The sequence below is a fragment of the Streptomyces sp. L-9-10 genome, from assembly GCF_004151105.1.
Classification (GTDB): Bacteria; Actinomycetota; Actinomycetes; order Streptomycetales; family Streptomycetaceae; genus Streptomyces.
This window is the reverse complement of the sequence record NZ_PHRF01000121.1, coordinates 35,092-53,886: the sequence shown is the minus strand read 5'-3', so window position 1 is coordinate 53,886 and position 18,795 is coordinate 35,092. Positions and strand designations below refer to the sequence as shown.

The 18,795-nt window shown below is 69.5% G+C and carries 17 protein-coding genes and 4 pseudogenes; 11 read left to right on the top strand and 10 right to left on the bottom strand.

The genetic code is table 11. The features are described 5' to 3' along the window. Positions 1-37 precede the first annotated feature (37 nt). On the bottom strand, positions 38-1,312 hold the full coding sequence (locus tag CU044_RS28760; protein WP_129771685.1) for a glycoside hydrolase family 71/99-like protein: 1,275 nt from the start codon (positions 1,310-1,312) through the stop codon (positions 38-40). Between the two features lie 360 nt (positions 1,313-1,672). On the opposite strand from CU044_RS28760, the gene CU044_RS28755 reads away from it, so the two are divergent. The 5 genes from CU044_RS28755 (at position 1,673) to CU044_RS28735 (ending at position 5,760) form a co-directional block, all read left to right on the top strand. After that, positions 1,673-2,257 (top strand): DUF5134 domain-containing protein, encoded by a 585-nt coding sequence (locus CU044_RS28755; protein WP_129771684.1) that lies wholly within the window; start codon positions 1,673-1,675, stop codon positions 2,255-2,257. A gap of 198 nt (positions 2,258-2,455) precedes the next feature. Then, positions 2,456-3,391, top strand: a complete 936-nt coding sequence (locus CU044_RS28750; protein WP_129771683.1) for a M56 family metallopeptidase — start codon at positions 2,456-2,458, stop codon at positions 3,389-3,391. 68 nt (positions 3,392-3,459) lie between these two features. Continuing rightward, positions 3,460-4,161: a phosphatase PAP2 family protein gene (locus CU044_RS28745; protein WP_129771682.1), complete on the top strand. Its 702-nt coding sequence runs from the start codon at positions 3,460-3,462 to the stop codon at positions 4,159-4,161. Positions 4,162-4,180: 19 nt separating this feature from the next. Continuing rightward, on the top strand, positions 4,181-4,891 hold the full coding sequence (locus tag CU044_RS28740) for an HAD-IA family hydrolase (protein ID WP_129771681.1): 711 nt from the start codon (positions 4,181-4,183) through the stop codon (positions 4,889-4,891). A gap of 215 nt (positions 4,892-5,106) precedes the next feature. Beyond that, positions 5,107-5,760, top strand: coding sequence for a TetR/AcrR family transcriptional regulator (locus CU044_RS28735; protein WP_129771680.1), 654 nt, complete (start codon positions 5,107-5,109; stop codon positions 5,758-5,760). On the opposite strand, the gene CU044_RS28730 is transcribed toward CU044_RS28735, so the two are convergent. Then, positions 5,736-7,232, bottom strand: a complete 1,497-nt coding sequence (locus CU044_RS28730; protein ID WP_129771679.1) for a hypothetical protein — start codon at positions 7,230-7,232, stop codon at positions 5,736-5,738. The genes CU044_RS28735 and CU044_RS28730 overlap by 25 nt on opposite strands. A 160-nt stretch (positions 7,233-7,392) precedes the next feature. On the opposite strand from CU044_RS28730, the gene CU044_RS28725 reads away from it, so the two are divergent. Continuing rightward, positions 7,393-8,079, top strand: coding sequence for a DUF305 domain-containing protein (locus tag CU044_RS28725; RefSeq protein ID WP_129771678.1), 687 nt, complete (start codon positions 7,393-7,395; stop codon positions 8,077-8,079). A gap of 63 nt (positions 8,080-8,142) precedes the next feature. On the opposite strand, the pseudogene CU044_RS40240 reads toward CU044_RS28725, so the two are convergent. The 3 genes and pseudogenes from CU044_RS40240 to CU044_RS28715 all read right to left on the bottom strand — a co-directional run. Next, positions 8,143-8,376: pseudogene (locus CU044_RS40240) on the bottom strand (DUF6214 family protein); the annotation flags it as partial. A 426-nt stretch (positions 8,377-8,802) separates the two neighbouring features. Further along, positions 8,803-9,075, bottom strand: a pseudogene (locus CU044_RS40235) (DUF6214 family protein); the annotation flags it as partial. A 198-nt stretch (positions 9,076-9,273) separates the two neighbouring features. Then, positions 9,274-9,642 (bottom strand): helix-turn-helix domain-containing protein, encoded by a 369-nt coding sequence (locus CU044_RS28715; RefSeq protein WP_129771677.1) that lies wholly within the window; start codon positions 9,640-9,642, stop codon positions 9,274-9,276. 186 nt (positions 9,643-9,828) lie between these two features. On the opposite strand from CU044_RS28715, the pseudogene CU044_RS28710 reads away from it, so the two are divergent. Next, positions 9,829-10,152, top strand: a pseudogene (locus CU044_RS28710) (NADH:flavin oxidoreductase/NADH oxidase); the annotation flags it as partial. Between the two features lie 982 nt (positions 10,153-11,134). On the opposite strand, the gene CU044_RS40100 reads toward CU044_RS28710, so the two are convergent. The 4 genes from CU044_RS40100 to CU044_RS28695 all read right to left on the bottom strand — a co-directional run bounded on the left by CU044_RS40100 (position 11,135) and on the right by CU044_RS28695 (position 13,901). Next, positions 11,135-11,257, bottom strand: coding sequence for a hypothetical protein (locus CU044_RS40100; RefSeq protein WP_275670230.1), 123 nt, complete (start codon positions 11,255-11,257; stop codon positions 11,135-11,137). Between the two features lie 617 nt (positions 11,258-11,874). Further along, on the bottom strand, positions 11,875-12,093 hold the full coding sequence (locus CU044_RS28705) for a hypothetical protein (RefSeq protein WP_129771676.1): 219 nt from the start codon (positions 12,091-12,093) through the stop codon (positions 11,875-11,877). Positions 12,094-12,245: 152 nt separating this feature from the next. Further along, a complete protein-coding gene (locus CU044_RS28700; protein WP_129771675.1) occupies positions 12,246-13,457 on the bottom strand; it encodes a helix-turn-helix transcriptional regulator in 1,212 nt (403 codons plus the stop codon). A gap of 204 nt (positions 13,458-13,661) precedes the next feature. Then, positions 13,662-13,901 carry a hypothetical protein gene (locus tag CU044_RS28695; RefSeq protein WP_129771674.1) on the bottom strand — a complete coding sequence of 80 codons (240 nt, stop codon included), beginning with the start codon at positions 13,899-13,901 and terminating at the stop codon, positions 13,662-13,664. 236 nt (positions 13,902-14,137) lie between these two features. Between CU044_RS28695 and CU044_RS28690 the strand changes: the two are divergent. The 4 genes and pseudogenes from CU044_RS28690 to CU044_RS28675 form a co-directional block, all read left to right on the top strand. After that, positions 14,138-14,743 (top strand): annotated as a pseudogene (locus CU044_RS28690) (NADH:flavin oxidoreductase/NADH oxidase); the annotation flags it as partial. A 73-nt stretch (positions 14,744-14,816) separates the two neighbouring features. After that, positions 14,817-15,494 (top strand): uracil-DNA glycosylase, encoded by a 678-nt coding sequence (locus tag CU044_RS28685; RefSeq protein WP_129771673.1) that lies wholly within the window; start codon positions 14,817-14,819, stop codon positions 15,492-15,494. A 47-nt stretch (positions 15,495-15,541) separates the two neighbouring features. After that, on the top strand, positions 15,542-16,558 hold the full coding sequence (locus tag CU044_RS28680; protein ID WP_129771672.1) for a BadF/BadG/BcrA/BcrD ATPase family protein: 1,017 nt from the start codon (positions 15,542-15,544) through the stop codon (positions 16,556-16,558). Between the two features lie 95 nt (positions 16,559-16,653). Then, positions 16,654-17,574: a hypothetical protein gene (locus CU044_RS28675; RefSeq protein WP_129771671.1), complete on the top strand. Its 921-nt coding sequence runs from the start codon at positions 16,654-16,656 to the stop codon at positions 17,572-17,574. Positions 17,575-17,823: 249 nt separating this feature from the next. Here the strand turns inward: CU044_RS28675 and CU044_RS28670 are convergent. Further along, positions 17,824-18,795, bottom strand: a 972-nt coding sequence (locus CU044_RS28670; protein ID WP_129771710.1) for a lactonase family protein, incomplete at its 5' end; no start/stop codon positions are given.

Below are 18,795 nucleotides of genomic sequence, written 5' to 3'. Positions count from 1 at the left end.
GACCTTCCGCGTCCGGCGTTCCGTGTCCGGCGTTCCGTCAGACCCGGGGCTGGGTGGGCCTGGTGGCCGTCAGTCCGATCTGCCCCTTGAGCATCCGGCCGCCGTCGCCGGTCAGCCGCAGGTAGTAGTCGGACGAGCAGGACGTGCCGTCCTCGTCCAGCGCCCAGATGCCCGATCCGGACGGCACCTGCGTACCGGTCTCGGCGGTCTTCGCGATCTGGTTGCCCTCGTTGAACTCGTCGAACATGGAGATGTAGATGCCCTGCGCGCCGACCCGCACCATGTTGTAGAACTGCCGCCACATGAAGTCACCGTGGGCGCGGTGGCGTTCCTGGAGGTCTCCCGGCAGCACACACGGCTGGTAGTCGATGCCGCGGGCGTTGCACTCCGCCTGGTCGGGGGTGTTGACGTCGCGGAAGAACCGGTCGGTGTCGGCGACGTTGCTGATCCGTCCGACCATCCAGGGCGAGATCATGTTGAACGCGCGGTACACGTCCTGGAAGCCGGGGCGTGAGTCGTCGGTGCTGTTGCGCCAGTGGGTGGGCACGCCGCCGATGACGTAGCAGCCCTGGGCCTTGAACCAGTCCACGACCTCCTTGCACGGTCCGGGCGCGAAGGGCCGGCCGGGGTCGTTGAAGCCGAAGCCCCAGATGCACACCACCGGCTTGCCGTTCTGCTTCGCGTAGGCGCTGGACGCGGTGTGCGCCCTCATCTTCGACGTCCAGTCCTCCTTGATCTGGGACTGCATGGACGTCCAGCCGGTGACGTCGTACATGATGTAGAACTTGCGGCCGTTGGCCTCGGCCGACTGGCGCACCTTCTGCGCCATCGCGTCCCGGGTCGGGCCCTCCGGGCTGAAGGGGTTGAAGCGCTGGAGCGCGGCCGTGTCGCAGTTGTTCTCCCGCATCCAGCGGAAGTGCGTGTCGACCGTCTGCTGGTCCCACGAGGAGAACAGCGTGGCGGGCTGGCCGCCGTTCAGGTTCGGGTAGGCGGTGGGGTAACCGCGCGAGTATTCCCGCATGTCCGGCCACGACTTGATGGTCGTATTGCTGAGCGACGGCGGCTGGCTCATGTTCTGACTCCAGTGCCACCACCCATTGATGGGGGCGCCGTCACCGGTACAGGCGAACCAGCCCTGGTAGCCCACGGTGATTTTGCCGACCACGTCGCCGGGGGGACTCGCGGCGGGAGCCGGCTGTGCGCGGCGGCGCGGTTCGGAGGCCGACGCACTCTGCTGGGCTGCGCCGACGCCGGCGATGGCGGCCGAGGCGGCCAGCGCGGACGCGATGGCGGACCGTCGTGACATATGCATGGGGGAATGCCTCCCACTCGATTTCTGCCAGAAAGACGTAAAGCCCTCGGGGGTGGGGGGTTTTACAGGCGTCGGCAGTCCGCCCGGCCCCCAAGGGAACGCCATTGCAAAGTAGTCGGGCGCTACCGTCACCACAAGGCCACGCGCGCCAGGAATTCGTTCCGGGAAATCGACGGCGTGTCAGCCGATTTTCTTTACGCTTTCCGTTTCCACTGAAATGCGAATAACCGAACGGCGGTGCCCCGCCGGGCCCGTGACCCCCGGTGCGCTCCCCCTGTGTCCCTCTGCGCTCGTATGCGCATCGTCGGCGTCGGGCATTCCCTGGACGAGTCCCCAGACGGGTACACGGAGAGGTGCGCGATGCACGGAACGGCGACGTCCGGCTGGCTGCTCGTCGCGCTCTGCGCGGCGGCCGGGAGCTACTGTCTGCTCCGGTTGCGCGACAGCGTGGGCGACCAGCGCGGTTCGGTGGGCGGTGAGGCCCTGATGGGGTTCGGGATGGCGGCCATGGCGGTGCCCGCCGCCGTGCTGACACCGCCCCGGTGGGTCTGGGCGGGATACGTGGTGGTGTTCTTCGGCGCGGCGCTCCATACGCTCGTCCGCGGCGGTGGTTCGGGGCACCGGCTGCACCATCTGCTGGGGACGCTCGCGATGGTCTACATGGCCGGGGCCATGGCCGTCGCCCCGGCCGGGGCGCACAGCGCGCACATGCAGGGCGCGACGGGCGTGATCAGCGGCGCGCCGCTGATCACCGGCGTGCTGCTGGTCTACTACGCCGGCTATGTGCTGTGGGCGGGCGCCCGGCTGCTGCCCGTCCCGGCCACCGCGGGCCCCGAGGGCGGGGGTGGTGCGGCCCTGGTGGGCTGGGGCGAGCGGCCGGAGCTGGCGCTGGTCTGCCGGCTCTCCATGGGCATCGCGATGCTGGCGATGCTGCTCACGCTCTGATCGCGACCGATCACAGCCGGCCTCATCCGGCCTCGGCCCGCCCCCACCGATCGCGGCCGGTCCGGCCGGCCTCGGAGGATCCGGCCCCGGAGCATCCGGCCCCGGAAGATCAGCGGCGCCCGCGCCGAAACGTGTCGTGGGTCACTTGCCAGGTAAGGACATACCCCTGAGTAGCGCGCCCCTCATACCCTGGGGCCCATGATGGTCTCCCTGGCACTGCTGCTGCTCGGTGCGCTGACCGCCGTCGTCGCCCCGCGGCTCCTGTCGCGCGCCGACTGGCCGGAGCGCGAGCCCGTGGTGGCGCTGTGGGTGTGGCAGTGCGTCGTGGCGGCCGTACTGCTGAGCTTCGCGCTCTCCATGACCTTCAGCGCCGCCGCCTCCTGGCTCCGCGTCCGCGGCCATGTCTTCGCACCCGCCCCGCGCGGCGTGGTGGAGGCCTACGCCTTCGGTTCGCACGGGCCGTGGACCGTCGCGCTGACCGTGCTGCTGGCCAGTGGTGGCCTCTGGACGGCCGCGATGCTCACCCGCGAGATCCACCGGGCCCGCCGCCGACGCCGGCAGCGCCGCAAGGAACTGCTCGTACGCTCGCCCGTACTGCCCGGTGAGGAGCCGAGCGGAGAGCCCCTCGTGGTCCTGGAGGGCGAGCGTCCCGGCGCGTGGTGGCTGCCTGGCGCCGCACCCCAGCTGGTCATCACCACGGCCGCGCTGCGCCGCCTGAAGGGGCGTCAGCTCGATGCCGTACTCGCCCATGAGGAGGGCCACGCGCGCGCCAGGCACGACTGGCTGCTGCACTGCTCGGGGGCGCTGGCGAACGGATTCCCGCAGATCCCGGTGTTCGCGGCGTTCCGCGACGAGATGCACCGGCTGGTCGAACTGGCCGCGGACGATGTCGCTTCGCGGCGCTTCGGACGGCTGACGATCGCGCTCGCGCTGGTCGAACTGAACGAGGACCGCGGGGTGTTCGGGCCCGGCACCACCCCGGACGCACAGCTGCCACAGCGGGTGAACCGGCTGCTGTCGCCCGTACCCCGGCTCACCGCGGGACGCAGGCTGCGGCTGACCGCGGCGGCGGCGCTGGTGCCGGTGGTGCCACTGCTGGTCGCCTTCGTACCGGCTCTTCGCGCTCTGGGATAGCCGGGACAGCCGGCCCCGTCCCGCCCCGGAATGGCCCCCCGCGCACCGCGTGCGCGAGGATCTCCCCCATGCACTCACCCTCGGCCCCCGTGTCCTCTCCGCCGCCCCCGGCCCGTCCCCCGCTCGCCGGACTCACCGGAGCGGGCGCGGTGGCAACGCTGCTGGCCGTCCTCTCGGGGATGCTGACCGTCCTCGTCGTCGCGGAGTGGGCTCCGCTGGTCTCCTTCGACCGGTGGGTCGCGGACGGCCTGCACCGCCGCGCGGTGGACGAGCCCGGCGCGACCTGGGCGAACCGGGTGCTGACCGACTGGGTCTGGGATCCCTGGATGATGCGGCTGCTGACCGCGGTGGCCGTGATCACACTGTGGCTGCGGCATGAGCGACTGCTCGCGCTGTGGACGACCGGGACGGCGGCGCTGGGCGCGGCCGTCTCCCAGGGGGTGAAGGCCGCGGTCGACCGTGAGCGCCCGCGGTGGCCCGACCCGGTCGACTCCGCGCATTTCGCGGCGTTCCCCTCCGGGCATGCCATGACCGCCGCGGTGACCTGCGGGCTGCTGCTGTGGCTGGCACGCCGCCACGGGGCCGGCGGCCGGCTCTGGCGTACGGCGGTCGTCGTCGCGGCGGTATCGGTGGCCGGGGCGGGCCTCACCCGGCTCTGGCTGGGGGTGCACTGGGGCACGGACGTGATGGCCGGGTGGCTGTTCGGTGGCTGCCTGGTCGCGTTCTCGGTCTCGCTGTACGGGCGCGTGACCTTGTCCGGGAAGCGGTGACCCGGCGAGGATCGGACGCATGACCTTCAAGGGCGTGCTCTTCGACTTCTCCGGAACCCTCTTCCGTATCGAATCCGCGAGCTCCTGGCTGCGTGCCGTGCTCGACGAGGCGGGCGTCGCCGTACCCCCCGACGAGGTGCGGCGGTACGCGATGCGACTGGCCGTGGCGGGCGCGCTGCCCGGTGGCTCCTCGCCGGAGCGGGTGCCGCCGGCTCTGGCCGGGCTGTGGGCCACCCGCGACGAGAGCGCCGGGCGCCACCGCGCGGCGTACACAGGGCTCGCCCGGCAGGTGGAGCTGCCCAGCCCGGATCTGTACGACGCGCTCTACGACCGTCATATGACGCCGGACGCGTGGCGTCCGTACACCGATGCCGCCGAGGTGCTCGGCACGCTGCGACGCGAGGGCATCGGGATCGCGGTGGTGAGCAATATCGGCTGGGATCTGCGGCCGGTCTTCCGCGCCCACGGCCTGGACGCGTTCGTCGACGCGTATGTGCTCTCGTACGAGCACGGCATCCAGAAGCCCGACGCCCGGCTCTTCCAGGCCGCCTGCGAGCAGTTGGGGCAGGATCCGCACGATGTGCTGATGGTCGGCGACGACCGCGAGGCGGACGGCGGAGCGGCGGAGCTGGGCTGCTCGGTCCATTTCGTGGACCATCTGCCGGTCGAGGAACGCCCGGCGGGACTGCGGCCCGTTATCGCCCTGGCGGCCCGGGGACCCTTGCGATAGACCCATAAAGAGAGCCGCGAGCAAAGCCTCAAACGGGCGGCCCGAGGCCCGAAACGGGCACCATCACGCCGACCGGGCATGCCGAAGTCGCCTGCCTTGGACGATCCCCCGCGTCGCCCAAGGCAGGCGGAAGCCCCGCTGACCAGGCCCGGAAGGGTCTGCGACGGGACGCGCTGAGTATATTGGCTTAGAGCCAGTCAACGCAGGAGTAAAGCATGTCCCCGCGGAGCGCATCGGTCAATGAAGAACTCCGTCGGCGTTCCCGCGAGCGGTTGCTGCAAGCGACCGTGGAGTTGGTCGCCGAACGCGGTTACGAGGCCACGACGCTCGCCGACATCGCCGACAGGGCGGGTTCCGCGCGCGGTCTCGTCTCGTACTACTTCCCAGGGAAGCGGCAGTTGCTCCAGTCAGCCGTGCACCGGCTGATGCACCGCACGCTCCACACCGCCCTGGAGCGTGAACCGGCCACGGACGACGGCCGGGAGCGGCTGGCACGGGCGATCGACGCCATCCTCGGGCTCACCGAGGACAGCCCCGTCCTGATGCGGACGCATATGGCCGGCATCCTGCAGGCCGAGGGGTTCGTGCAGTGCCCGGAGCAGCAGCGGCTCGCGGGGCTGCTGCGGGAGACGGTGGAACGGTACGGCTCACAGGACCCGGACAGCGATTATCCGCTGCTGCGCGCCCTGTTGATGGGCGCGGTCTTCGCCGTTCTGATGCCGGGCGCGCCGATGCCGCTGTCACGGTTGCGCGCCGAGCTGTTCCAGCGCTACGGGCTGGAGTGGGAACTCGGCGTTCCGCCGGGCGGCTGCCCGCCCGGCGGAACGAGTCAGGACACGATGCTTCAGTGGCCCGAGCGGTCGAAGTAGTCCGGCTGCGTCTGCACGTTCAGCTCGGACATCCGCACCCGCTTCGCGGGGTCGGTCACACGGTCGTCGAGCCGCAGCACGTCGAAGCCCTTGACCATGTCGTTCGAGTAGATGTGGCCGTTGTAGTAGTAGGAGGACCAGGTGCCTCCGCCGACCATGGTCTCGGCCGAGATCGGACCGCGCTCGAAGTACGCGATCTCCTTCGGCTTCGAGGAGTTGGTGAAGTCCCAGACCGAGACGCCACCCTGGTACCAGGACTGGACCATGATGTCGCGGCCCTTGACCGGGATCAGCGAGCCGTTGTGGGCCACGCAGTTCTCGGTGTCCGCCTGGTAGCGGGGGATCTTGTAGTAGCTGCGGAAGACCAGCTTGCGCTTGTCCCCCTTGCCGACGATGTCGTAGATACCGTCGGCGCCCCTGTTCGGACCGATCTCGGCGTTGCAGGTGGCGGCGCCACCGCCGCCCAGCTCGTCGGTGAAGACGACCTTGTCGGCACTCTGGTTGAAGGTGGCCGAGTGCCAGAAGGCGAAGTTGACATTGTCCTGGACCTGGTCGATCACCCTGGGACGTTCGGGGTTCTTGATGTCGAACAGGATGCCGTCACCCATGCAGGCACCGGCGGCCAGGTCCTTGGAGGGCAGCACCGTGATGTCGTGGCAGCCGGTGGTCGCCGAGACACCAGGGTTGGTGGGCGCTCCCGGGTTTCCGCCCTCGGGGAAGAGCACCGGGAAGTTCACGATCGCTGCCTTCTCCGGGGACTTGCGCGGCACCTTGATGATGGAGATGCCGTCGTGCGGCGGCTGGCAGTCCGGGAAGGACGCGCTGGGCGAGTACGAGGAGACGTAGACGTAGACGTCCTTGCGCTCCGGCACCAGCGTGTGGGTGTGCGAACCGCACGCGGTCTCGACAGCGGCGACGTACTTCGGGTTCCGCTTGTCGCTGATGTCGAAGATCTTCATACCCTCCCAGGACGACTTCTCCGTGGCGGGCTGCGTCGTGCTGGTGCACGAGTTGTCGCTGCGCGAGGAGTCGGTGGAGAGGAAGAGCAGATCGCCGGAGACCGAGATGTCGTTCTGCGATCCGGGACAGAGCACCTGCGCGACGGTCTTGGGGGACTTCGGGTTGCTGATGTCGAAGATCCGGAAACCGTCGTAGTTGCCCGAGAAGGCGTACTTGCCCTGGAACGCGAGGTCCGAATTGGTCCCCGTGATCAGGTCCTTGGGCACATTGGCGAGGTGGCTGATGTTGCGGCTGTGGACGATCTCGTCCACGCCGGGTATCTCGCCGTTCTGGATGGCCGACTTCACCTCGGCGGCCTGGCCGCTGGAGATCTTCTCCTTGGCCTGACGGTCACCGGGGTCGGGTGTGGCGACCGCCGGACCGGCGGTCAGCAACGTCGCGAAGAGCCCGACCGCGGCTGCTGCCACGCCCAGGCGTCTGCGCCGCACGCGGGTGGTGTGCAACGAACTCACTACGTGTCCTCCCTTGTATCCCCGCCCAGACATGAACGGGTCACGGACCTCGGCAGTATCGTCCCTCTCATGTACATCTCAACAGATGGCAACAGAGATGTAATGAAAGTTTTTGATCACTCGTTGCCTGAAGCGTGCTAGGAAATGTCCACCACACCATGTGCCGCAGGAGGTCGCCGTGTTGATCCGCCACCGGAGCCCGCGTGTTCGCCGGTCCGTCGTCGCGGCGGCCGTCGCCGCCGCCGCACTCGCCCTGGGCGCCTGCGAATCGGGCGGCGACAACGGTACGGACGCGGCAAAGGCCGACACGGGCAAGGGTGCTGGGGTGGTGGCCCCCGGGAAGCCGGGCGAACCGGCGAAGACGCTCTCCGCCGAGGAGGCACTGAAGGCGGCTCCGGACAACACCCCCAACTCCGCCGATTTCACCTATGCGCAGATGATGATCGTGCATCACGGGCAGGCACTGGACATGACCGCGCTCGTGCCGGAACGGGCGGGCTCGGAGCAGGTGAAGCGGCTCGCGTCACGGATCGCCGACGCGCAGAAGCCCGAGATCGGCATGATGGAAGCCTGGCTGAAGAACAACGGCGGGGCGAAGAAGCACGCGGGCCATGATCACGGCACGATGCCCGGAATGGCCACCGAGGCCCAACTGACCCAGTTGCGGGCGGCGAAGGGCAAGGCCTTCGACGAGCTGTTCCTCAAGCTGATGATCACTCACCACCAGGGGGCGATCACCATGGCCACCGAGGCGCTCTCGGAGGGCAACAACGTCCAGGTCGAGGAGATGGCGAACGATGTCATCTCACAGCAGACGTCCGAGATGAACCGTATGCGCGCCATGTGAGGCGCACCGCCCCGTAAGGCGATGAACCGCACGCGAGGTGACTGACGGGACGAACGCTGTTGGTCAGCGCCGGTGGTGACGAGGGGTCAGATGCCCCTCGTCGCGGGCGCCCGCGATCAGTCGCAACGCCTTGCGGCGGCTGTATCCGGTCGCGGACATCACGGCGAGCACCGGGTCCTGGCCGGCCTGCTGGGCGGCCCGGTAGATCTCGGCGACGCCCTGCCGGGCGGCGCTGCCGCGCGGGAGGGACGGACGGGCGCGGTGCCGGCCTGACTGGACCTGGTCCTGAGCGGCTTCCGGGGCGGTATCCGGTGCGACCGGCTGCGCGGATGTCGGCTCGGGCTCCGGCTGCGCGGGCGGGACGGCCGGGGCGGGATGCGGCGCAGGCTCCCCCACGGGCCGTTCGGCCGGCCGCTCGGGCGCGGCCCCGGACGCGTGGACGGGCCCCGACGCGTGGACGGGCCCCGACACGTGAACAGAACCTGACGCATGGACGGGCCCGGCTTCAGGTGCCGGTACAGATTCGGGTGCCGGTACGGGTTCCGACGCCGGTACGGGCTCAGGTGCGGACGGGGACTCGAACCCGGGCTCGGCTCCCTCCGGCGCCACCGCCCCCTCCGGCCCCGGCAGCGGCTGTGGTCCGTCACCGGCGCCCGGGGCGAGCGGGCCGGCCGGGGCGTCAGGGGCGTCCGCGGAAACCGCGCTGTCGACGGGCTGGGGCGCGGGCGGCCGGTGCCGGCCGGCGACCACCTGACAGGCGTTGTGGAGCGGCGCCTCGATCGCCTCGGCGAGCGCGGCGAAACCGTCCAGGGCCAGCGGCGGGTCGGCCTGCGCGTCCTCGATGGCGATCCGCCCGTCCCGTACCACCGCGAGCACATCGATGCGCGCGCCGTCCGCGAAGGTCAGCCTGATATCGACCCAGGGGGGCAGGATCTCGCGCCGCGCGGCGCCGTCCCTGGGGTCCCCGGCACCGGTGACGGTGCCGTGCCCCTGCACTTCCCACACGGGCCATGGGTAAGCGTCGTGCTCGTGAGATTCCTGGGCGGAAATCGATTTATGTTCCGACACATTCACAACTTAATCAGGCAATCCAACCCTTATTGTCATGGCGCGCACGTGCCGAGGCGTACGGCACCCCGTCGGCGCATCGGATCGGCCGAGACCGGTCTCCGGATCACGCGACCGGGCTCCGGATCAGCCGTCGCCGAGCCGGCCGGCCTGCGCGGCGGCGGCATCCAGAACACTGTCGAGCAGACCGGGGAAGAGACGGTCCAGATCCTCCCTGCGCAGTCCGCTCATCTTGGCCGTGCCCCGGTAGTTCTGCTCGATCACGCCGCTCTCGCGCAGCACCCGGAAGTGGTGGGTGGTGGTGGATTTACTGACGGGCAGCTCGAAGTGCGAACAGGAGAGCTCGTCGCCCACCACGGCCAGCTCGCGGACGATCCGCAGCCGCAAGGGGTCGGAGAGTGCGTGGAGCACGCCCTCCAGACGGATCTCCGCACACGAGGGGTGAGCGAGTTCACGTGTGCTGGTCGCGGCGGTCACGGCGGGGCTCCACTTCATCGCGCGTCATCGACGAGATCTCATTGTACGAGAGTTCTCGTAGTTTGACATTCATCTTACTACGATGGGTATCGTACGAAGGGTTGGCGGGTCTCGCGGCGACGCGGCGGCCTGTCCGTCACGTACCGATGCCCCATGTACCGGTGACCCGCGCACCGATGTCCCACGTTCCGAATGGAGTCCGCCGTGAGCGCACTGTTCGAGCCGTACACCCTGCGGTCCCTGACCATCCCCAACCGGGTCTGGATGGCGCCCATGTGCCAGTACTCCGCGGACGAGACGGGCCCGGACGTCGGGGTGCCGAACGACTGGCACTTCTCCCATCTCGCGGCACGCGCCACCGGCGGCACCGGACTGATCCTCGTCGAGGCCACGGCCGTCAGCCCGGAGGGCCGTATCAGCCCCGCCGACCTCGGGATCTGGAACGACACGCAGGTCGAGGCGTTCCGCCGGATCACCCGCTTCCTCGCCTCGCAGGGCACCATCGCCGGCGTCCAGCTCGCTCATGCCAACTGAACCTACTTACAGGTGACATCGGCGTACTCCAGACATGGGAAAGCCCCGGCCACCCTCCCTGGGGGGAAAGGTGGCCGGGGCCGTGGGGGCTTGCTACTAGCTAGCGACGGCTGTCAGGCGTGTGGTGTCCGGTCAGAACACCTTTTACCTCTTCCCCTTCCGCACGCGTCGTGACGCCGGGGGCGTGCGGAAGTATTTGTGAGCGGACAGAAGCCCAGCCGGCCGACCTCAACGATCCTGGACTCCTGCCCGCCCCTTCCCCGCGCGTGCCGTGACGTCGGAGGCGCGCGGGGGCTTGGGGGGCGGGGAGGGACCGACGGCCGTGATACGCGCCGGCCCCTCCCCTGTCCGCACTCTTACGGAGGAACGGAGAGTGCGGAGTTCTGTGTGTCACCTTCAGAGACACGGAGCCCGGGATCAGTTACCGCAGGTGCTACACGCCTCAGTTCGGGATATGCACGTCTTGTTGCCGTTCTCGTCCGTTTCCCAGACATCGCACCTAGAGCCGCTACACCCGGGGGTGGGGCAGGATATGTTCTCTCGGACCTCAGCCACAGGATTTCTCCTCTTGTCGGTTACCTGATCCACATTCGTGGCATGGGAAGCGCGCCACTTCGGTCAGTCCGGCATGCGGGGAGTAGTGGTACAAATCCCGGATCACACCAGCGCATCGGGTATTTTCGCAGGCTGCTGTAGCCCACTGGGTGCTACGGCCTCCGCTGTTCAGTACTGTTCCGTTGCAGTAGAGGCAGGGAAATGGGTTTAGCCCATATTCATTCACCACGTAGGCGATTGCCTCGGGTTTAGCGCAGTTTGGGCAAATCCAGGCCATGGGCCCTCCTTGACTATCGGAGGAATTATGGTCTGGTCGGACCCTGTGACCCCGTCCTTTTCTGGGGGGGTTCACTCTCGGGGGTGAATCGATCTTCCATTGTGTCCGCTCTCCCACGGGGGCGAGGAGAGCGGAGCCCTGGTGTCAGTCCCGGAACAGCCACGCGGCCGTAGCCAGGACCATCGCGACAAGCGACACGATCAGCAGCCACACGCCCGCACAGCATCTGACGACCGTTCGGTACGCCGCCGTGTCCCGCTGCGTCACGGTCGCCACGATGGCGGTCGCGGATCGTCGGGATGATCAGCAAGGTAGGCGTCCACGATCAGTTCCGGTAACGGCCCGCCGTCGGACACGAACAGGCCCTGCGCGTGGGCCCACATTCGCACCCGTCGTACCCACGCACCCGTGATCTGGCGAGGGGTGCGTGGAGGCTCCGGAGGCTCCGGAGGCTCCGGAGGCTCCGCGGGGATCGTGTCCGCCCTGGTGGCCGGATCCGTCGGGAACGCCCGCCACATCGTGGTGCTCGTGGCCCGGTAGTCCCGGTGAGACGGGTTCCGTCCAGTATGGATCAGCGCCCATACCTCCGGACCCACACGGGACCCCTCTGCGGCCGGAGACCGATCACCGCATGTGGCGCACTCGGACTGATGCACAGGGGCTACCGAAGCGCCGTGGGACACATCCTGTCGGAGCGTCCAGAGAACCGAACAGATGATCGTCCTAGGAACCATGAGGCTGCCCACCCGTCTGACAGCGAGGGCAGAGGCACGCTGGGTAGCGTGACGACTCATCAGGCTCTTTTGCCGGCTGCACCTCACGCAGGGGCTTGACGACGGTCCGCTCCCCGGTGGATCTGCTGGCCCGGTAGACCCGAATCCACATCACGAGGCCGCCCGGTCCTTGGCCAGTCGCCAGGACTGCCGGAGCGTTGCGGCCTCGTCACAGTCCACGCCGGCCCGACACGGGATGCATGCCTGCGCATGGGCAATGAAGGCGTTGTACGAGCGCTGGACGCTGCCCTCTATGAGCCGTGCACGGGTCAGCACCGGACCCGTCAACTCCAGTTCCGCGTCCGACCTTTTGTGGCTAATGTTCTCCATGTCGTCGCTCCTCGCAGCGTCGGCCAACGTCCCGGGCCGTTCGCGCGGCGCCGGGACACTTGCGTCCACCCATCGTCACGATGGGCGAGTGCGACGAGCATTGCCCTGTGTACGGCTACAACACAGGGAAGTAGTGGCCTAGTTTTGCCACGCTAAGCTGCGACACCCAGGAACTCAGCAATAGGACGGAGACCTGTCGGGCGGTTCGGCAGGTCCCACAGCTCTTCAACGATCGAGACGGCCAGGGTGTGATGCCGCATCCAGGTAGGCGCAAATCGACGTAGCGACTCCAACGCCTTCACCGCACCCTCCGCGTTACCTACATCGGTGTGGGCGCGTGCGACGTCAAGGAGCAGCCATGTACGCCACGACGGGGGGGTGTCCTTCGAGAGGCGCATTCCCTTCGCCAGTTCGAGCGCCTCCTCAGGGTGTCCGAACTGAACTGCAAGACGTACTCGCTCGATACGCACTGACGATTTGCTGAACACGCTCACCATGCGGTTGTCCTCTGACGTCGGCATTTTGCCGACCCTCACGGCTTCCCTCTCAGCAGCGCGCATCATCGTGTCTGCGCGTTCGTAGTCGCGGCTCCGGGCGTAGCTTGTGGCGGCCGACATCGTCAGACCGCCCCACACCTTCACGCCCTCAGCATCGTCGAAGCGAGTGCTCTTCACCCGATCAGCCGCGCAGAGAGCTACCGCGATGGCATCGTCAAGCCTGTTCTGGCGCTGGTACGCCCATGCGACGCTGTTTGCGATCATCGGCCCCAACAGAGGGTCGGAGGATGCATCCGCGGCAGCTATGGCACGCTCCAGGCTGGACAGCGCCAGGTCCGTCTTCCCCATGCGGATCGACAGATGTCCACCTAGTTGCAGCGCTTTCCCAAGAGCGGCCTGCCCCCCCGCGCGCTCTTCGCTGGTTCCGACGCTCGCCGTCTGCCGCGCGTCGGCAATCACACCGGGCAGGATCTCCATTAGTCGGCCGAACTCCGCGTCGTGGTAGAGCGTCCACGCGTCGGCAATCTCAGCGCGCAGAAGCTCCACAGTCAGCGTCTCCACACCCGTAGGTTCCGGGACGGGGGCGTACAGCGGAGGCATGATTGCCCGCCGCAGGGCCACCATCTGAGGGGGATCACCTTCTCCGTTGGACGGCACGCCCGGCGGGTCCCCCAGCAGCGACGTCAGCTCTACACCGAGCCCCTTTGACAGCGCGTGCAGGGTGGGAAGGCGCGCAGAGCCCTTCCGTCTCTGCTCCAGCTGACGGATGACGTCGACCGACACATCCGCACGTTCGGCCAGGCCCTCCTGAGTCAGCCCAGCCAGTTTCCGGGCCCGGCGAAGCTTATAACCGAGATGTTCGTTCACCCCTCGACGGTACGCCGACGGCGGGCCGTGTACCAGCAGCGCAGAAACGGCCCTGAGGACTCGTATAGGAGGCCCGGCAGACCGGTCGCAGGGCGGGTGTCGTCGTGGAAGATGTCACGGGTCCAGGGTGACCGATGCTGATCCGCGGATGGAACAAAACGCAAAAAAGCCCCTGCCTCGTGTGAGGCAGGGGCTCGGTGGTGCTCAGCCCGTCTCCTTGCCCAGAACGCCCCGGTACTCCGCAAGAGCGGCCAGTCCCCCGTCAGTGATCGACATCATGACCCGCGTGCCGCCACTGATCGGATTGGGTGCCGTGTGCGTGGTAACGAGCCCCTCTTCAACGAGTCCTTGGAGAAGCGTTGCGGATCGTCGGGTCACCGCCGTAACTGGGGCGTCGCCGGTGACCTCCAGCAGAGACAGGGTTTGGTAGTAGTCAGGATTCATCGCTCCGCATCCTCGTCTTCCTGGTTCTCCGGCCGGCGTCCGTCCAGATTCGCGGCAGTTCGTCGCGTGGCCTCGGAATCCGGGGGGAGGATCCAGCGGCGTTCAACGTCGCGACGATCGGGAACATGCCCTTCTGCCTTGTCCGCAGATCGAACGAGTGCGGCAGCGTAAGCACGAGCCTGCGTTGGCGTCATGGGTACCGGCTCGCCAGCCGCCACGTTGGAGACGACGTACACATCCTCCGCCAGTTCGCGGCGGCGGCGCGGCGGGCCAGGGAGGCCGGTTTCCAGATCGTCGAGGTGCATGGCGCGCACGGCTATCTGATCGGGCAGTTCCTCTCGCCGTACAGCAACCGGCGCACCGACGCCTATGGCGGTTCGTTCGAGAACCGCGCGAGGTTCGCGCTGGAGGTCGTGGACGCCGTACGCGCCGAGTGGCCCGAGGAGCTGCCCGTCTTCTTCCGGATCTCCGCCACCGACTGGCTGGACGAGGGGGGCTGGACCGTGGACGACACGGTGCGCCTCGCGGACGAGCTGCTGGCGCACGGCGTGGATCTGCTCGATGTGTCCAGTGGCGGGAACGCCGCGGACGTACGCATTCCGGTCGGTCCCGGCTACCAGGTGCCGTTCGCGGCCCGGGTCCGGGCGGAGACGCGGCTGCCCGTGGCGGCGGTCGGTCTGATCACCCGGCCCGAGCAGGCCGAGAAGATCGTCGCCAACGGCGAGGCCGATGCCGTACTGCTCGTCAGGGAGCTGTTGCGCGACCCGTCCTGGGCCCGCCGCGCCGCCGGAGAGCTGGGCGGGCGGGTACACACCCCGCAGCAGTACCACCGGGCCGTCTGAAATACCGTCCGCCGGGGGCGGGTTGACGGGTGTGTGCGGAAGCGCCCCGTGCGCACCAGTAGAGTGGCACCCCGTGGCAGCACGACCGTTGAACGAAATCGTCGAGCCCGGATGGGCGGATGCGCTGGGCCCCGTGGCCGGACGCATCGCCGAGATGGGCGACTTCCTGCGTACGGAGATCGCCGCCGGGCGCACATACCTGCCGGCCGGACCGAATGTGCTGCGCGCTTTCCAGCAGCCGTTCGACGAGGTGCGGGTCCTGATCGTGGGGCAGGATCCGTATCCGACCCCCGGGCACGCGGTGGGGCTGAGCTTCTCGGTGGCGCCCGAGGTACGGCCCCTGCCCGGCAGTCTGGAGAACATCTTCCGGGAGGCGCATACGGATCTGGGGCTGCCGCGCCCCTCCAACGGCGATCTGACGCCGTGGACGCGGCAGGGGGTGCTGCTGCTCAACAGGGCGCTCACGACAGCGCCCCGCAAGCCCGCCGCGCACCGCGGCAAGGGCTGGGAGGAAGTGACCGAGCAGGCCATTCGCGCTCTGGTCGCGCGCGGCAAGCCGATGGTCTCCATCCTGTGGGGGCGTGACGCCCGTAACTGCCGCCCGATGCTCGGGGACTACCCGGCCGTCGAATCCGCCCACCCCTCCCCCATGTCGGCGGACCGCGGCTTCTTCGGCTCGCGTCCGTTCAGCCGGGCCAATGACCTGCTGATCGGCCAGGGTGCGCAGCCGGTGGACTGGCGGCTGCCATGAGGCGGACACCCGCATGAGCCGGATGCGCCGATGAGCGTGGTGTGCCGATGAGCTGGGTGCTGGGCGTGGACTCGGGCGGCTCCGGGCTGCGGTTCGCGCTCGGCTCGACGGCTTCCGACGGGACGGCGGGCGTGACGACGGTCGCGGCCACCGCCTCCGCCGAGCCGCTGCGCACGGGCCCCTCGGGTATCGACGCAGGGCAGTTGCTCGCCCGGCTGCTGCCCGCGGTGGACACCCTGCTGGCGCAGGCGGGCGTGGACGCGAACGCGGACGCGGGCTCGGGTCCCGGCGTCCTGTCCGCGGTCGCGATCGGCGCGGCCGGGATGGCGACACTCGGCGACGGACTGCGCGCCGAACTGCCCGCGGCGCTCGGGCACTCCCTCGGGGTACGGCGGCTGGTGCTCGCGGCGGACGCGGTGACCGCGTACGCGGGAGCGCTCGGCCAGCGCCCCGGCGCCGTCGTCGCGGCCGGTACGGGCATGATCGCGCTGGGCACGGACCTGACCGGCTGGCGGCGCGCGGACGGCTGGGGTCATCTGCTGGGCGACTGCGGCGGCGGCGCCTGGATCGGCCGGGCGGGACTGGAAGCGGCCATGCGGGCCCACGACGGACGGCGCGGCGGATCGCCCGCACTGCTGTCCAGAATGGAAGAGGTTTTCGGGCCCGCTCCCGAGCTGCCAGGGCTGCTCTATCCGCGTACCGACCGGCCCGCGGTACTCGCCTCGTTCGCGCCGGAAGTGGCCCGTTGCGCGGCAGGCGATCCGATCGCGGCGGGCATCGTCTCGACGGCGGCGCGGCATATCGCGGAGGCCGCCGCGGCGGTCTGCCCGCCGTCGGGCGCGTGCGAAGTCGCCCTCACGGGAGGGCTGTTCGGCCTCGGTGATCCGCTGCTCGTCCCCCTGCGCGCGGAACTGGCAGGTCAACTTCCGCACGCCACGACCGTGTCCGCCGCGGCCGATCCGCTCGGCGGGGCGCTGCTCATCGCGGGGGCGCTCGCCGGGGACGCGCTCCGGCTGCCGCACGACGCGCGCCTGCTGAACGTCCTGACAGAACAGGATGGATGAGCAGAAAAACACCTAACGGATAAATAAGGACAGATGGTTCGCGACTGCCCCCTCCCCGAACAGCCGCGCCCACAAAACCAGTAGCATTCGACGCCATGAGCACCCCCACTGGGCCCGCATCCGGCCTGCCTGTACGAATGCCGCGACCCCGTCAGTCGGGGCGCCACCGCCGCCCCGAACCGGTCGCTGCTCCCGAAGGTGCGTCGGCACTTGTCGTCGCCGTGCCCGGCACCCCCTCGGCCGCCGTCCGCGGTCTGGCCGAAGAGGTCGTCAGTATCGCCCGTTCCGAGCTGCCCGGCCTCGACGCCGTGATCGGCTACCTGGACGGCGACGACTCCGAGTACCCCACGCTGCAGAACGTCCTGGCCGGGACCGCCGCGCTGCGTACCGAGCGCTACGAGCTGGCGAAGGCGGCGGGCCGCGAGGTGGCCGAGCCCGAGGGTCCGGCCGCCGTCGTCGTACCGCTGCTCGTGGGACCGGACAGTGGGCTGGTCACGCGGATAGGTCAGGCCGTCGCGGACAGCGGCGCCACCGCGGAGCTGACCGATGTCCTCGGTCCGCATCCGCTGCTCGCCGAAGGGCTGCACGTACGCCTGTCGGAGGCCGGTCTGGCCCGCGCCGACCGCGCGAGGCTCTTCACGGTCGCCACGGCGGCCGACGGGATCATCCTGGCCACAGTGGGGGGCAAGGAAGCGGTGCAGACCGCGGGGATCACCGGAATGCTGCTGGCCGCGCGCCTCGCCGTACCGGTCATGGCCGCCGCGCTCGATGAGGAGGGCTCGATCGCGGCCGTGGCCCAGGAGCTGCGCGGGGCCGGTTCGACCCAGCTCGCGCTCGCCCCGTATCTCGTCGGCCCCGAGCTGCCCGAGGGCCTGCTCGAAGCTGCGCTGAAGGAGGCGGACTGCGCCGCCGCCGAGCCGCTGGGCGCGTACCCGGCGATCGGGAAGCTGGTGCTGTCGAAGTACACGGCCGCGCTGGGCATTGCCGCGCAGCCGCAGGGGACACCGACGCACTGACCCACCCGCACCGGCCGTGCGCCGCACGCCCCTGAGTACGGGAGCGCAGCACGCCCGTACCCATGGAAAGGGCCCGCCCCGGATCGCTCCGGCGCGGGCCCTTCCGCGTCGGTATGGTCGCCTCCGTGCGTACGGTCGCCTCCGCTCGTACGGTCACGTCCGCTCGTACGGGTGGATTCGCCCGTACGGAGAGAGCCGTCGGGGGCGGAAAGGATCGTACGGGCGGAGGACCGGCCGGCGACCGACCGGTCAGCCGAAGACCACGCAGGAGGCGGCGGGGGCCGCGAGGGAACCGGCGCGTACCGGAATGCCCGTCGCCGGATCCACGTCGAACCAGGTCACATCCCCGGAGTGCTCATTCGCGGCGTAGAGCCGGCCGCCCGCCGGGTCCAGCGCGAGATCGCGCGGCCAGCGCCCGCCGCAGTCGACCGAGGTGACCAGTTCGGCCTTCTCGTAGGTCGCGTCGAGCGCGAGAACGGCGATGCTGTCATGGCCGCGGACCGCCGCCCAGACGAACCGTCCGTCGTGGGAGACGACGACCTCGGAGCCGAAGCCCTCGGTGTCCACGCCGTCGGGCAGGACGGGGGCCTCGCCCACCGGTTCGAGCAGACCCCGCTCCGCGTCCCAGCGGCAGAGGGTGAGCGTCGGCTCCAGTTCGTTGAGCACGTACGCGTGGCCGCCGCCCGGATGGAAAGCGAGATGGCGCGGTCCGGTGCCGGGGCGCAGCGCGGTCTCGGCGTGCGGTGTCAGCGCGCCGGCGGTGGCGTCGAGGGCGCTGATCCGGACGGAGTCGGTGCCGAGGTCGGTGGTGAGGATCCACCGGCCGCTCGGGTCGGTCACCACCTGGTGCGCGTGGGGTCCGCGCTGGCGGTCCGGATGCGGCCCGGAGCCTTCGTGCCTGGTCACTCCGCTCACCGGCCGGAGAGCGCCGTCGGTGCCGACGGGCAGCACCGTGACACTGCCCGAACCATAGTTGGCGGTCAGCAGATGCCCGGCCGTGAGGGTGAGATGGGTCGGGGCGGCGCCGCGGACCGGTACGGGCTCCCCCAGCAGTCGCGGCGCCCCGTTCACCGCGTCCGCCGCCGGTGTGCCGAATGCCGCCGCCGCGCCTTCCTCGGCCTCGGAGACCGCGTAGAGCACGGATCCGTCCGGGGCGAGCGCGAGATAGGACGGATCGGCGACGGCGTCGGTGACTCCACGCTCCGTCAGGGCTCCGGTCTC